Genomic DNA, 14,754 nt, shown 5'->3' on the forward strand with positions numbered 1-14,754 from the left:
AGACTGCCGAGCGATTCGGAGGACTACGGACCACAACCGTGGTTTCGCAACTATCAGGCGGGCTGTCCCGCAACGGAAGGAACGCAGGATGAAACGCGCACTGATTACCGGAATCACGGGGCAGGACGGCTCTTACCTTGCCGAGTTGCTGCTCTCCAAAGGCTACGAGGTTCACGGACTGATCCGTCGATCCTCGACGTTCAACACTTCGAGGATCAACCACATCTACGTTGACCCGCACGATGCGGATGCTCGACTTTTTCTTCACTACGGTGACCTCAGTGACGGAGCGCGCCTGGTGACACTACTCGCGCAGATCAAGCCGGACGAGGTGTACAACCTCGCTGCGCAGTCTCACGTCAGGGTCAGCTTCGACGAACCCGAACACACCGGGAACACCACTGGCGTCGGGTCGATCCGACTACTCGAAGCGGTTCGGATGGCCGGACTCGACTGCCGGTTCTACCAGGCGTCGAGTTCCGAGATGTTCGGTGCCACACCGCCACCGCAGAACGAGGAGACACCGTTCTACCCACGTTCGCCCTACGGTGCGGCGAAGGTGTACTCGTACTGGATCACCAAGAACTATCGTGAGGCATACGGGATCTTCGCTGTGAACGGAATTCTGTTCAATCACGAATCCCCTAGGCGTGGTGAGACATTCGTGACGCGGAAGATCACGCGCGCGGTCGCACGCATCCAGGCAGGTATCGAGGATCATCTGTACATGGGCAATCTCGATGCGATTCGCGACTGGGGATATGCGCCGGAGTACGTGGAGGGAATGTGGCGCATGCTGCAGGTCGACGAGCCTGAGGATTTTGTGCTCGCCACCGGTGGCAACTACTCGGTGCGCGACTTCCTGACCGTCGCGTTCGAACATGCAGGTCTGAACTGGGAAAACCACGTTCGATTCGACGAACGGTATCTTCGGCCGACCGAGGTGGACGCACTGATCGGGGATCCGAGTCATGCCGAGCGCAAACTCGGTTGGAAGGCCGGCGTGCACACACCCGAACTGGCCCGGATCATGGTCGAGGCAGACATCGAAGCGCTCGAACACGAAGGGCGACCGTGGATCGACACTCCGGCACTTCCCGACTGGTCGGCGACGCGATGAGTGATTCATTCGCAGCGCGACCACTCGATCGAGGCGCACCGTTCTACGTGGCCGGCCACCGAGGTCTGGTCGGCTCTTCGGTGTGGCGACACCTGGAATCTGCGGGCTTCACCAGGTTGCTCGGAAAGACGTCGGCCGAACTCGATCTACGTGACCGGGAAGCTGCTTTCGATTTCTTCGCCCGCGAAAAGCCGACCAACGTGATCCTTGCAGCAGCAAAAGTTGGGGGGATTGCGGCGAACAGCACTTTCCTCGTCGACTTCCTGTCGGAGAATCTGCGCATCCAGGTGAACGTGCTCGACGCTGCCCTCGCACACGGCGTCGAGCGTCTCCTGTTCCTCGGATCATCGTGCATCTACCCGAAATTGGCACCGCAACCGATCAAGGAGGAATACCTGCTCACCGGGCATCTCGAGCCGACCAACGACGCCTATGCAATAGCAAAGATCGCGGGAATACTCCATGTTCAAGCTGCCAGGCGGCAGCATGGTCGCCCCTGGATCTCAGCTATGCCCACCAACCTGTACGGCCCGGGAGACAATTTTTCGCCGCACGGATCGCACGTACTTCCCGCCCTCGTTCGGCGTTACGACGAGGCGCAGTCGTCGGCAGTCCAGTCGGTTGTCAACTGGGGGAGTGGCAATCCGCGACGTGAATTCCTGCATGTCGACGACTTGGCGTCGGCGTGTCTGCATCTGCTCGACAACTACGACGGTGCATCGCATGTCAACGTCGGAACCGGCGAAGACCACACAATTCGCGAGATCGCTTCGATGGTCGCCGACGAGGTCGGATACACCGGCGAGACGCAGTGGGACACCTCGAAGCTTGACGGAACGATGCAGAAACTGCTGGACGTGAGCATGATTCGTGAACTCGGATGGCGGCCGACAATCGGATTGCGCGAAGGAATCGCGTCGACGATCTCGTGGTACCGCGACAACATCGGTGCCGTACGCACCTGAATCACTTTTCCCATCAACACACTTCGCACACTCTCGAGAAAGCAGATCGAGCAACATGAGCACTCGCATAGCAGTATTCGGCACGGGATACCTGGGCGCGACACACGCGGCCTGTATGGCCGAACTCGGTCACGAGGTCCTCGGAGTGGATGTCGATGCGGCAAAGCTGGAGAAACTGGCAGCAGGTGAAGTTCCGTTCTACGAGCCAGGGTTGGGCGAGGTCCTACGAAACAACATCGATCGAGGGCGACTGAAGTTCACGTCGTCGTACGAGGAAGCCGCAGAATTTGCGGTCGTGTTCTTCCTCGGGGTCGGTACGCCGCAGAAGAAGGGTGAGTTCGCCGCGGACATGGTCTACGTGGATGCCGTGATCGAGACTTTGGCGCCGCTGCTCACCAAGCCCTCGGTCATCTTCGGCAAGTCCACAGTACCGGTGGGCACCGCGGAACGGCTCGGCAAACGCGCGCGGGAACTGGCACCGATCGGTGACGGCGTCGAAGTCGCGTGGAATCCCGAGTTTCTCCGTGAAGGATTTGCCGTCCAGGACACGTTGCACCCGGACCGACTTGTGCTCGGAGTCGATCGAAATGTCCGCGGTCGAGCGGAATCTGTTGCGCGCGAAGTTTATGCAGAGCTCCTCGATGAGGAGATTCCGTTTCTCGTCACGGACCTTGCGACGGCGGAGTTGGTGAAAGCGTCAGCGAACGCTTTCCTGGCCACCAAGATCTCGTTCATCAACGCCATCTCCGAAGTGTGCGAGGCCGCGGGCGCCGACGTCACAGTGCTCGCCGACGCGATCGGGCACGACGTTCGGATCGGACGTCGATTCCTCAACGCGGGAATTGGTTTCGGCGGAGGGTGTTTGCCGAAGGACATCCGCGCCTTCATGGCTCGCGCCGGTGAACTCGGTGCCGACCAAGCACTGACGTTCCTGCGCGAAGTCGACAACATCAATATGCGCAGACGTACACGCATGGTCGAACTGGCGCGGGAGGCATGCGGATCGCTTCTCGGTGCGAGAGTCGCAGTTCTGGGTGCCGCGTTCAAACCGGACTCGGACGACGTTCGTGATTCGCCGGCGCTCAACGTCGCGGGTCAGATTCAGCTCCAAGGTGCTGCAGTGAACGTGTACGACCCAAAGGCCATGGACAATTCGCGCGCGCTGTTCCCGACGCTGACCTACTCGGCAAATGCATTGGAGGCCTGCGAAGGTGCCGACGTCGTCCTGGTATTGACCGAGTGGCTCGAATTCTTGAAGTTGCAGCCGTCCGATCTCGATTCGGTGGTTCGCAACAAAGTGATCGTCGACGGGCGCAATTGCCTTTCCCCCGACGACTGGCGAGGCGCAGGTTGGAACTACCGCGGACTGGGACGCCCGTGAGCACAGGACGTCTCGTCCGTCGCAGCTGATCTATATCGAAATTGATAAAGCCCGGTTCGCCCTCGCGGTCCGACCGGCAAAGACCGCTCAGACCCGCAGTGGACATGCGTGAGCCGAAGGAGACATCAAGATGGAAATTGTCGACTACCTGAAGATATTGCAAGCCAGATGGCGAATCGTCGCTGCTGTAACCGTGCTCGGAATCCTCGGAGCCCTTGGCGCTTCTCTTCTTTCGACGCCCGTTTACCAGGCCTCGACGAGGCTGTTCGTTTCGACGTCGGCGGGTACCTCGGTCAACGAGGCACTGCAGGGCAGTCAACTTTCACAGCAGCGAGTTCTGTCCTATACAAAACTCCTGACCGGCCGAACACTCGCACAGCGGACGATCGACGAACTGGGACCGAGGGTGGTCGGCGGGATGTCGGCTGACGAGTTGGCCTCCAAGGTCACTGCGACGTCGGCGCCCGACACTGTGTTGATCGACCTCGCAGTCAAGGACGCGTCACCGGAACTCGCACGCGAGATCGCGAACACTCTCTCATCCGAATTCGTGGCATTGGCAAAGGAACTGGAGACACCCGAGAACGGCGGAACACCGCCTGCACGTGTGGTCGTCGAACAGCAGGCTCAACAGCCGACTGTTCCGGTGTCACCCAAGACTTCGCGCAACCTCGCGCTCGGCGCAGTGGCGGGACTGGTTGTGGGGATCGCGCTTGCGTTGATTCGTGATCGACTCGACAACACGGTGAAAGATCGTCGAACTGTAGAAGAGATCGCGGGTTCGGCGATGGTGGGCACGATCCCGTTCGACAAGGACGTCGAAGTCAATCACGCGATCGCTTTCAGTGACGGAAGTTCCGTGAGTGCCGAAGCCTTCCGTGAGTTGCGCACCAACCTTCAGTTCCTCGAGGTGGACCATCCACCGCGTGTCATCGTCGTCACGAGTTCGCTTCCCTCCGAAGGTAAGACGACCACGGCCGTGAACATCGCTCTCGTCTTGGCGGAGGCCGGCAAATCAGTGTGCCTGATGGAAGGCGACCTCCGGAAGCCGCGAGTATCGAAGTATTTGGGATTGCTCGGAAGTGTCGGCGTCAGTTCGGTGCTCTCCGGTCAAGCGACGCTGGACGATGTGCTTCAGCCGACCGAGTTCGACGGGCTGACAGTGCTCGCCTCCGGACCGATCCCGCCGAACCCGAGCGAACTACTCGGCACGGACACGGCCAAACATGTTCTCGAGGAACTGCGGGCGCGATACGACTACGTCATCATCGACGCCTCGCCGTTGCTACCCGTCACGGATGCCGCGGTCCTGGCCGCGATGTCGGACGGTGCCCTGGTGATCGCCCGACACGGCTCCACGAAGTGCGATCAACTGGCGCGCGCGGTCGGAAACCTACAGAGTGTGGGTGCGCACGTCCTGGGCACTGTCATCACGATGACGCCGTCTCGCGGACGCAATGCGTACGAGTACAGCTACTACTATGAGTCGGACAAGTCGCTACCGCAGTTGACCGCGGTGCCCGCGCTCAACGCTCACCGAAGCGAAGTCGGCTGAGCAGCGGGCCGAGGAGATCGGCGATCTCAAGTCCGATCTCGTGAAACACGTTCTCTTCCTTACCCATCGGATCCATGACGTCCTCGGGTTCGGTGGCACGAAATCGGGGTCTGGCGGCGGCGAGGTCCTCGACAGTTCCTGCATCTGCGAGCGAGCCCAACCGTGCGGCTTCTCGAAGTGTGAACGTGCGCTTGAGCCGCGCCGGAGCCATCGCCAGGACCTTGTCTCGCTGACTTTCGGTCATCGTGAGAATGAGGTCGGCGTCCGAGGCCAGCGCTGTTGTCATGCGTCGGGCTTGAAACTCCGTGGGGTCGCCGCCGAGCCCCGCGAGAACCCTCGCAGCAGTTGGCTCGATCGGGTGTCCGACCATCGCCCGGGTTCCGGCACTCGAGGCGGTGAATCCGGTGACCCCGGCTTCGGCGGCATAAGCACGTGCAAGGCGTTCGCCCGTGGGTGATCGGCAGATGTTTCCCGTACAAACGAAGAGAACGTGCATGGCAGAAGCATAGGTTGCACACGCGACGCACTCGTCGTACGCCCGATGTTGGTTTCGCGCCCACCTGGCGTACGCGTTTCGGAAAGTTCGGACGCATACCAACAACACATGAAGATGACCGTGTTCGGAACGGGATACCTGGGGGCGACCCACGCAGTGTGTATGGCCGAACTTGGCCACGACGTGCTGGGAGTCGACATCGACCAGTCCAAGGTCGACAAGTTGTCTCGTGGGGAGGTCCCGTTCTTCGAGCCGGGTCTGACCGACATGCTGGAGAAGAATCTGGCGTCGGGTCGGCTGCAGTTCACGACTTCCTACTCCGATGCCGCGGATTTTGCGGACATCCATTTCGTCGGTGTGGGGACGCCTCAGAAGAAGGGGGAGTACGCCGCAGATCTGAGTCATGTTCATTCGGTGATCGACATGTTGGCGCCGTTGTTGCGAAAGCCTTCGCTGATAGTCGGGAAGTCGACGGTGCCGGTAGGCACGGCAGCGGCTCTCGGCGAGCGGCTCCGAGCGACTGCGCCGGCGGGTGGCTCGGTAGAGGTGGCCTGGAATCCGGAGTTCCTGCGTGAAGGACACGCGATCGCGGACACCTTGAGCCCTGACCGGTTGGTTCTGGGGATCGATCGTGACCGGCCGGGAAACGCCGAAGGCGTTCTTCGCGAGGTGTATGCCGAGATACTGGACGCGGGGGTGCCCTTCCTCGTGACCGATCTGGCGACGTCCGAGTTGGTCAAAGGATCTGCGAATGCGTTTCTCGCGACCAAGGTGTCCTTCATCAATGCGATTGCGGAGGTGTGCGAGGCGACCGGCGCCGACGTCACGATGTTGGCCGACGCTCTCGGGTACGACGCTCGGATCGGTAGACGATTCCTCAATGCGGGCTTGGGGTTCGGCGGTGGTTGCCTGCCGAAGGACATTCGGGCGTTCATGGCACGCGCCGGGGAGTTGGGTGTCGACCAGGCGCTGTACTTCCTCCGCGAGGTCGACAGCATCAACATGCGACGACGGACAAAAGCTGTGGAACTGGTGACGGCAGCCTGCGATGGCAGTTTGCTGGGAGCTAACGTGTCGGTGCTGGGAGCCGCGTTCAAGCCCGAATCCGACGATGTACGCGATTCGCCTGCGCTCAACGTTGCAGGAATGATGCAGTTGCACGGGGCGGCGGTCACCGTTTTCGATCCGAAGGCAATGGATAATTCTCGCCGACTGTTTCCCACCCTTCACTACGCAACCTCCACGTCAGAAGCTTGCAGGAATGCTGATGTGGTCTTGATCGCCACTGAATGGGACGAGTTCGCCTCATTGATGCCCGCCGATTTGGAACCACTCGTTCGGCGGCGGGTGATCGTTGACGCCAGAAATTGCCTCGATCCGGACCTGTGGCGCGCCGCCGGTTGGAACTATCGCGGATTGGGGCGGTAGGTCGAACGTCCAGGTAGCGAGAAAATAGCTGCGAGAAGGCCTTAGGTGAGATGCGCGAACCTCGCAGACCATGCCCAGTGGGTAGACTTCCGGCCGGGGAATGACGGGGTCTGGTGACGGAACCCGTCGACGGTCGACGAAGGTGGATCATGAACTTGGTTTTGGGTGTGACGGTGGGAGCCAGCGCTGTGCGTTTGGCGCGCCCGGGGACGCCCGACCACAGTGGTCCGGTGTTCCGATCCAGAGCGGTCGATCGAGGCCGCGAGATTCCCGAGGAAGTCGCAGCGGAGGCAACCGGCGTGGCCTTGACCGAGAATGCCGACCTCGGCAGCAATACGGTCGTCGCTTACCGGGATCAAGCGCAGGCCGGAGCACTCCAAACAGCGTTCGAACAGAAGGGCATCGACAACTTCGAGCTGGTTCCCGAAGTAGTCGCGACGCTTCGAATGCTCGAGGAGTCCGGTGCGTTGACCGACCAGAGCACACTCGTCGTCGTCGACATCGGTAGTTCTGGATCGACGATCAGCATTGTGGACAGGCAGATGCGGTCTACCGTCGTCACCGCCCGGTCGACGCGGGTCAGTGGAGATCACTTCGACGAGCTCGTCTACTCGGATCAGACCGTGCGTCGCCGTATAGCTACGCCGGCCGACCCGGGCGGCGATGCCGAACTGCAGGCGCGATGCCGACTCGCGAAGGAACAGCTGTCCTCACGAAGTGCGGTGTGCCTGCCCGGCCCCGGCGGGCTTCTCCTGCTGTCGCGGGAAGTTTTCGATTCGTTGGTCGTCGCGTCGGTGGAGGCCTTCGCACGCGAGATACGAGAGGTCATCGCAACGTCCGGCCGTAACCCCGACGCGATTCTCCTGATCGGTGGCGGTGCACGCATTCCGATCGTGCGGGCGACCCTCGCCGCGTGGCTGGAGTGCCCCCTCATCGCGCCCGAGCAGCCGGAACTCGTGACTGCGCAAGGCGCTGCGCTGATCGCGGAATCGTCGATGACGCCATCGGCGCGCGCGGTATCGGCCCCGGTTCAGGTTCCGGCTGTAGCGCCGATCTTTGCGCCGTATCCGATCCACACCCCGGCGGAGGTACCCGTTCCGGTTCAGGCGTTCAGCCACGGAGGGGTCGCAACGCTCGCGGAATCGGAGCGGCCGAATGCCTTGTCCGAAGTCACTTCCGGCACGAAGTCCGTTCCGCAAGAACAGGTGCCGAGCCCTTACGCGGCGGAACTGCCTCAGCCGCGACCGAACCGACACGAGCAACGATTCGATCCGGCCGCAGATCTCGTGGTCGCCGACAGCGACCAGGCCACGGACGGATTCAGCACAGAACGTGACGCAGACACCGAGGCCGTGATGGTTGACGCCCAGGCGTACTCGGCGATGTACGAAGGCGAGGCACCCGGGGCAGGGGCCGCACACCCGTCCTGGCTCGCCGGGACACAACCCGTTGAATCGACATCCAAAGAGCCGAGAAACCCGCTACGGTTCGCGGGCCTCGGCGCCGGTGTGATCGCGGCGATCGTGATCGTGGGGCTGGGATTGGGCTACGGAGGAAAGGTCTTTGATTCCGAGGACGCCGGACCCGTGGCAACCGAGGTGACCACGACGGCACCGACGACCACGACTACTCCGCCGCCTACGACCACAACGACCCCGCCCCCGACGACGACGGAGGAAGCCCCTCCGGTCGTCGAGGCTCCGCCAGTCGTGCAGGACACTTACGTGCCTCCCGCGCCCGCGCCCGCGCCGCCACCGCCGGCGATCTACATCCCGGGGCTTCCGCCGATTCTGTTGCCGGTCCTCCCACCGATTCCCGGACTCTGAGGCTCGCTTTCAGCGTTTGGAGTGTCGGCCACCTGACATGGGGCCGGCCTTGACCGCGCTACCGGGCGGACGGGCGAGAATCACGGCGATGGCAGTGGTGAGTGGAACCGAAAGCGCCAGGGCTATTCCGCCGACAGCGGACCTTACGATCTCGATTGCGACGGCGTCACCGACCAGGACGTCCTGAAGTGGGCGCCCGCTGACGCTGAAGAGCAGTAGCAGCGGCAGCGCCCCACCCGCGTACGCGAGAACCAAGGTGTAGACCGTGCTGGCGATGTGATCACGTCCGACCCGCATCGCACCGCCGAAGACTTTTCGACGGGACGCATGCTTGTCGAGTTCGGCCAACTCGAATGCCGAGGATGCCTGGGTGATGGTGACGTCGTTGAGAACGCCGAGCGAGCCGATGATGAAGCCCGCCAGCAGCAGGCCGGTGATGTCTATGTGCTCGATATAGGTCTGAACATTGGTGTTCTGCTCTTCAGACAAACCGGTGAGGTGTGTCAGTTCAATGCAGAGGTAGGAGAGAACCGCGGCGAGCACCATGGCGGCAAGGGTGCCAAGCAAAGCAGAACTGGTCTTGAGTGAGACCCCGTGCGCCAGATAGAGAACCGCGTACAAGATCACCGCCCCGGCGACCAGCGCAACCGGTATCGCAGGCTTGCCGTCGAGCAGAGCGGGTAGGAGAAACCCGACGACTACGCCGAAGGCGATCACCAGGCCGACGAGTGCGCGCAGCCCTCTCCACCGTGCGACTGCGATGATGACGACGGCGAACGCGATGACGATCAACGCCAGCGGGAGCCCACGCGAATAGTCTTCGAAGGAGTACTGCGTGTTTCCGTTCGGGTCGGTCTGACGCACCAGGCGAATGTGGTCACCCACGCGAAGGTCCGGCTGACCGGCGCCCGGAATGACCTCGAGCAATGTCTTCGTTCCGGCATTCGGCCCGGATTCGATATCGACGATACTTCGCTGGCACTGGTAGGCGGAGGTAGGCGGCGGTTGCGGGGCACCGACGAATACCCTTCCGGCGGAGGAACTTCCGCAGTCGCCGAGATCCTGCATCGTGACGGTGCCCGCCTCGGTTTCCACCGAGCTGCCGTCGGCATTCTGGAAGGGGAGTGGGACGGGAATGGTGTTCTTGTCCGGCCACAGTGCGACAGCTGCCGCGACGACGACCATGCCGATGACGACGAGCAACCCGATGACGACGCGTGATGCGGTGGGGCCGATCTGAATGGGGCCACCGTGGCCATGGCCGTGACTCATCGGAAACTGAGTGTCGGACTGGGGATTTGCACCGGTGCAATGTTATCGGCTCCGAAGCGAATGGTCAGCTTCTGACGGCAGTGTCGGTGAAAGGCAGTGTCGCTGCAAGGCAGAGTCGGCGAAAACCGGTGCTACCGATGAGGGGTTGTGAAACTGGGATTGGTCGAGCTGGGTGGCGGGGAACAGGGGGGGTTGTCCCCGCCACCAACCTGGTATCCACAGGGGGGGGAGGGATACCAGGTGCTCGCGGCACCGAAGTGCTGCTAACTAATGTACCCAATTTCAAACCGATTTGGCGCGTTGTCCAACTACCAATTTCACAACGAATCACGTACCGGTTGGACCGTTTTCACATCGGGGCAGGTCACTAAATAGTTAAAGAGTCAATCAAACCGCATGGTTTGCGAAAAATGTGACCAAGGTCGCACAAATGCCCCGCAGTTTTACGTTTACGGGGCATTTGTACAACGAATTGTTTACTCGATTTCAGCCGGATTCAGCGTGAGAATCTACTGTTTGTAACTGGTGAGGAAGTTGCCGAATCGCTCGATGGCCACGGCGAGATCTCGGGCCCACGGAAGGGTGACGATCCGAAGGTGATCGTGATTCGGCCAATTGAACCCGGTGCCTTGAACCATCAGGATCTTCTCCTGGAGAAGCAGGTCCTGAACCAACTTCTCGTCGTCGTGGATCTCGTAGACGTTCGGATCCAGACGAGGGAACGCGTAGAGCGCGCCGCGAGGCTTCACACACGAAACGCCCGGAATCATGTTCAATCGCTCCCAAGCGACGTCGCGCTGCTCGAGCAGGCGGCCGCCGGGCAGGATCAGGTCTTCGATGCTCTGGTGACCGCCGAGGGCGACCTGAATGGCGTGCTGTCCGGGGACGTTGGGGCACAGACGGGTCGACGCCAAGAGATCGAGTCCCTCGAGGAAGCCGGCCGCGTGATCCTTCGGGCCCGTGATCGCCACCCAGCCGGAGCGGTAGCCGGCGACGCGGTAGGCCTTCGAGAGGCCGTTGAACGTCAGGCACAGCAGATCAGGGGCAAGTGTTGCCAGCGAGATGTGCTTGGCGTCGTCGTAGAGGATCTTGTCGTAGATCTCGTCGGCGAGCAGCAGAAGCTGATGCTTGCGTGCCAGATCGACCAACTGCTGCAGAACCTCCATCGAGTACACCGCACCCGTGGGGTTGTTCGGGTTGATGACGAGGAGAGCCTTGGTCTTGTCGGTGATCTTGGATTCGATATCGGCGATATCGGGATTCCAGTCGTTGGCCTCGTCGCAGAGATAGTGGACGGGCGTGCCTCCGGACAAGCTCGTCATCGCAGTCCACAGGGGGTAGTCCGGTGCTGGGATCAGAACCTCGTCGCCGTTGTTGAGGAGGGCCTGCATGGTCATCGTGATCAGTTCGGAAACACCGTTGCCGAGGTAGATGTCGTCGACGTCGAGCTCGGGGAAGCCGGGAACCAGCTCGTAACGCGTCACGATTGCGCGCCGCGCCGACAGAATGCCCTTCGACTCCGAATAGCCCTGTGCATAGGGCAGGGCGGCGATCATGTCCCGCATGATCACATCGGGGGCGTCGAATCCGAACGGTGCCGGGTTGCCGATGTTGAGCTTGAGGATCCGGTGTCCTTCCGCCTCCAACCGGGCGGCATGCGCGTGCACCGGTCCACGGATTTCGTACAGGACGTTCTGGAGCTTCGACGACTGCTCCAGCTCGCGCTGCGGCTGACGGTGGCGGACGGGTTCTGGTGTGCTCACGAGTTACATGATTCCACCACTGTGCAAGTGCATTGTCGGGGACCGTGTCGCACGCCCCGTTGGCTATTGTCGAGCGATGACCCCCAGCGAGCAGATTGCAGCCCCGTACGGATCGTGGACTTCTCCGATCGGAGCAGCTGATCTGGCTGCAGGTGGGCATCCTGTCGAGGGTGGACGATACGTCGGTGACGAGATCTGGTGGGCTGAACTTCGTCCGACCGAGGGTGGTCGGACCTCGATCCGTCGATCTGGTCTCGACAACCAACCCGTCGACATCCTCCCCGCGCCGTGGAACGCGCGAACCAGGGTTCACGAGTACGGCGGTGGCGCCTGGACGGTCACCGAGTCCGGAAAACTGGTCTTCAGTGAATTCTCCGATCAACGGGTGTACATCCTCGAAGGAGTCACTCCACGGGCTCTGACGCCCGAACCGGCGTCGCCGGCCGCGTGGCGATACGCAGACCTGCAAATCGTGAACGGCGAGGTGTGGGCGGTTCGGGAAGCGCACGCGGAGGACGGGGCGATCACTCGCGATATCTGCGCGATTCCGCTGGACGGTTCCGGCAACATCCGCTCGATCGTCGGCGGCTCGGACTTCCTCTCGTCACCGAGGCTTTCGCCGAGTGGAACCAAGATCGCCTGGATCGCATGGAACCATCCGCAAATGCCCTGGGACGGTACCGAACTGCGGGTAGCTCCACTCGTCGACGGCGTCGCTCAGGCGTATTCCGTGCTGATCGGCGGACTTGAAGAGTCCGTCCTGCAGCCGGAGTGGATCACCGACGACGAACTCTACGCAATCAGCGATCGCAGCGGCTGGTGGAACATCTATCGCGTCGGCGGCAGGATCAGCCCGATTTGCCCGGTGAACGCGGATTTCGGTGGCCCGCAGTGGCGCTTCGGTGGGCGCTGGTTCGTCGAACTCGGCAACGGGCACCTTCTCACCGCACGCACCGTCGGAACCGACACGCTGGCGGTACTCGACCCGGCGTCGGGGGAACTGCGCGACATCGCGACCCCGGGTGTCACCAGCATCGGCCTCATGCAAGTTCGCGGCGATCGGTTACTGCTCATCTCGGGAGGCGCGAAACTGGCGGGCGCGCTACGTGAACTGGACCTCGGTACCGGCGAACTCACCGAAATCCGTTCGTCGGTCGAAGAATTGCCCGAGTCTGCCTACCTTCCGGAAGCGCGAGCCGTCGTGGCTCACGGACACGGGCGAGAAGTTCACGCCGTTGCGTATCCGCCGCGCAGTCCGCGATACACAGGGCTCGACGATGAACGACCGCCGTATGTCGCGTTTGTTCACGGTGGGCCGACGGCGCACGTCGCACCGGCCCTCAACCTCGTCTACGCCTTCTTCACCAGCCGCGGAATCGGCGTCGTCGACGTGAACTACGGCGGGTCGACCGGTTACGGACGTGAGTACCGTAATCGATTGCGTGGTCAGTGGGGTGTCGTCGACGTGCAGGACGTCGTCACCGCCGTCAACGGGTTGGCCGAGCAGGGGCTTGCCGATCCGGCCCGCCTTGCCATCGAAGGCGGATCCGCCGGTGGTTGGACCGTTCTGGCCGCACTGACGACGTCCGACGTGTTCGCTTGTGGTGCTTCCTATTTCGGCGTGGCCGAACTGGACCTGTTCGTGCAGGAAACTCACGATTTCGAATCGCGTTACGTCGACGGTTTGATCGGCCCGCTGCCGGAATCTGCCGACCTGTACGCGGAACGTGCTCCACTCAACAACGTCGACGGGTTGAACTGCCCGGTGTTGCTTCTCCAGGGTCTCGACGATCCGATCGTGCCACCCTCGCAGGCGGAGCGATTCCGGGATGCTCTGGTGGCCAAGGGCATTCCGCACGCGTACCTGGCCTACGAGGGTGAATCTCACGGATTCCGCAAGCAGTCGACCATCATCAGCTCACGCAACGCCGAGCTGTCCTTCTACGGGCAGGTGCTCGGATTCACTCCACCCGGCATTCCGACGCTCGAGCTGTGGAAGCCTGCGATCAGTAGCTGACGGCCCCGTGGCTGCGCGCGAAGGCCGCCAGGATCCGACTTGCCACCAGTGACGGGGTCGACAGGTCGGCCCACGTCCACCTCGCGACCTCCCACCCTGCGTCACGGAGTCGGTCTTCGCGGAGCTTCTCGTTCCAGAGCGCGTCCTCGGGGCTGCGACCGGCGGGCACCAGTCGGCCGTACTTGATGCGGCCGTCGAACTCTCCGATGGTGCGCTGCTCACGCCACAGGAAGTCGACGCGGCCGGCGAACCCTCGAGCGTCGTGGATGTCGACCTGGGGTTCGGGGAGCGGTAAGTGTTCGTGCAGGAACAATGCGAGGCTCCGTGATTCACCGACGCTTTCGATACGGGAGTCCATCGCGGTGAGCGCGTGGAGCGCATGTCGATGGCGCGGATCGTTCGGGCTGAGTGCCAGCGATGCTGCAACCGCGTCCTTGGGCAACCTTGAACGGTGCAACGCTGAATTGCCCACGACGAGAGCCTGTTCGAAAGTGAGTGTCCTCGCGAGATCCGCAACAGTTCGTGCCGGAGTCGTGACGCGCAGCCCATCGACTTCGGTGCTCTCGTTGTCCGCCAGCCATGTCGAGTGCACGTGACGTCGAGCGGACTTTCGGCCACCACCTCGCCGGTTCCGGGACAGGTGAACGACCTCGAGCGGAGTGTTCCAGAGTTCGAAACCGTGCAGAACCGCAGCCGAGACGTGGCTGACAGTGGCACCGGGTGAAGCGGCGCAGGCCACGGCCTCTGCCCGTAATCGATGTCGTCCGTATGCGTCGAGGCGGGACAGGTGGCCGCTGTCCACGTACGCACCACGATGGATTCTGGCCCAGGTTCCACTAGCGCAGGCCTGTCGGATCTCGGCATCGGTGCGACCGATCGACAGTTGGTCCGGCCTGCGGATGATATGTGTCTGTTCCCCCATGTCGATCGA

11 protein-coding genes are annotated in these 14,754 nt (G+C 62.1%); 7 read left to right on the plus strand and 4 right to left on the minus strand.

Annotated features, from left to right (window positions below):
• Window positions 1–88: 88 nt before the first annotated feature.
• The 4 genes from gmd (at window position 89) to ACBG85_RS06590 (ending at window position 5,021) form a co-directional block, all read left to right on the plus strand.
• Window positions 89–1,120, plus strand: coding sequence for a GDP-mannose 4,6-dehydratase (gene gmd, locus ACBG85_RS06575; RefSeq protein WP_007726640.1), 1,032 nt, complete (start codon window positions 89–91; stop codon window positions 1,118–1,120).
• Window positions 1,117–2,085, plus strand: a complete 969-nt coding sequence (locus tag ACBG85_RS06580) for a GDP-L-fucose synthase (RefSeq protein WP_081558758.1) — start codon at window positions 1,117–1,119, stop codon at window positions 2,083–2,085. Before gmd ends, ACBG85_RS06580 begins: the two co-directional genes overlap by 4 nt.
• 55 nt (window positions 2,086–2,140) lie before the next feature.
• Window positions 2,141–3,466 carry a UDP-glucose/GDP-mannose dehydrogenase family protein gene (locus ACBG85_RS06585; protein WP_165639189.1) on the plus strand — a complete coding sequence of 442 codons (1,326 nt, stop codon included), beginning with the start codon at window positions 2,141–2,143 and terminating at the stop codon, window positions 3,464–3,466.
• Between the two features lie 130 nt (window positions 3,467–3,596).
• Complete coding sequence (locus tag ACBG85_RS06590; protein ID WP_064074620.1) at window positions 3,597–5,021, plus strand: polysaccharide biosynthesis tyrosine autokinase; 1,425 nt, start codon at window positions 3,597–3,599, stop codon at window positions 5,019–5,021.
• On the opposite strand, the gene ACBG85_RS06595 is transcribed toward ACBG85_RS06590, so the two are convergent.
• Entirely contained in the window at window positions 4,993–5,517 is a 525-nt protein-coding gene (locus ACBG85_RS06595; protein ID WP_058038968.1) for a protein-tyrosine-phosphatase, read from the minus strand. The two genes, ACBG85_RS06590 and ACBG85_RS06595, sit on opposite strands and share 29 nt — an antisense overlap.
• Window positions 5,518–5,625: 108 nt before the next feature.
• Here ACBG85_RS06595 and ACBG85_RS06600 point away from each other — a divergent pair, with 108 nt between their 5' ends.
• Window positions 5,626–6,945, plus strand: a complete 1,320-nt coding sequence (locus ACBG85_RS06600; RefSeq protein ID WP_054187546.1) for a UDP-glucose/GDP-mannose dehydrogenase family protein — start codon at window positions 5,626–5,628, stop codon at window positions 6,943–6,945.
• 149 nt (window positions 6,946–7,094) lie between these two features.
• A complete protein-coding gene (locus ACBG85_RS06605; RefSeq protein WP_207624485.1) occupies window positions 7,095–8,771 on the plus strand; it encodes an Hsp70 family protein in 1,677 nt (558 codons plus the stop codon).
• 9 nt (window positions 8,772–8,780) lie between these two features.
• Here the strand turns inward: ACBG85_RS06605 and ACBG85_RS06610 are convergent, their stop codons facing one another.
• Together ACBG85_RS06610 and ACBG85_RS06615 are read right to left on the minus strand one after the other, a co-directional pair.
• Window positions 8,781–10,043, minus strand: a complete 1,263-nt coding sequence (locus ACBG85_RS06610) for a YibE/F family protein (RefSeq protein ID WP_065456010.1) — start codon at window positions 10,041–10,043, stop codon at window positions 8,781–8,783.
• A 509-nt stretch (window positions 10,044–10,552) separates the two neighbouring features.
• Window positions 10,553–11,806 carry a pyridoxal phosphate-dependent aminotransferase gene (locus ACBG85_RS06615; protein WP_003943683.1) on the minus strand — a complete coding sequence of 418 codons (1,254 nt, stop codon included), beginning with the start codon at window positions 11,804–11,806 and terminating at the stop codon, window positions 10,553–10,555.
• A 76-nt stretch (window positions 11,807–11,882) separates the two neighbouring features.
• Here ACBG85_RS06615 and ACBG85_RS06620 point away from each other — a divergent pair, with 76 nt between their 5' ends.
• Window positions 11,883–13,823: a prolyl oligopeptidase family serine peptidase gene (locus ACBG85_RS06620; RefSeq protein ID WP_372026622.1), complete on the plus strand. Its 1,941-nt coding sequence runs from the start codon at window positions 11,883–11,885 to the stop codon at window positions 13,821–13,823.
• Here ACBG85_RS06620 and ACBG85_RS06625 read toward each other — a convergent pair.
• A complete protein-coding gene (locus tag ACBG85_RS06625) occupies window positions 13,813–14,745 on the minus strand; it encodes a hypothetical protein (protein ID WP_372026624.1) in 933 nt (310 codons plus the stop codon). The genes ACBG85_RS06620 and ACBG85_RS06625 overlap by 11 nt on opposite strands.
• Window positions 14,746–14,754 lie beyond the last annotated feature (9 nt).

This window comes from Rhodococcus sp. NyZ502 (genome assembly GCF_041464245.1).
Taxonomy (GTDB): Bacteria; Actinomycetota; Actinomycetes; order Mycobacteriales; family Mycobacteriaceae; genus Rhodococcus_F; species Rhodococcus_F qingshengii.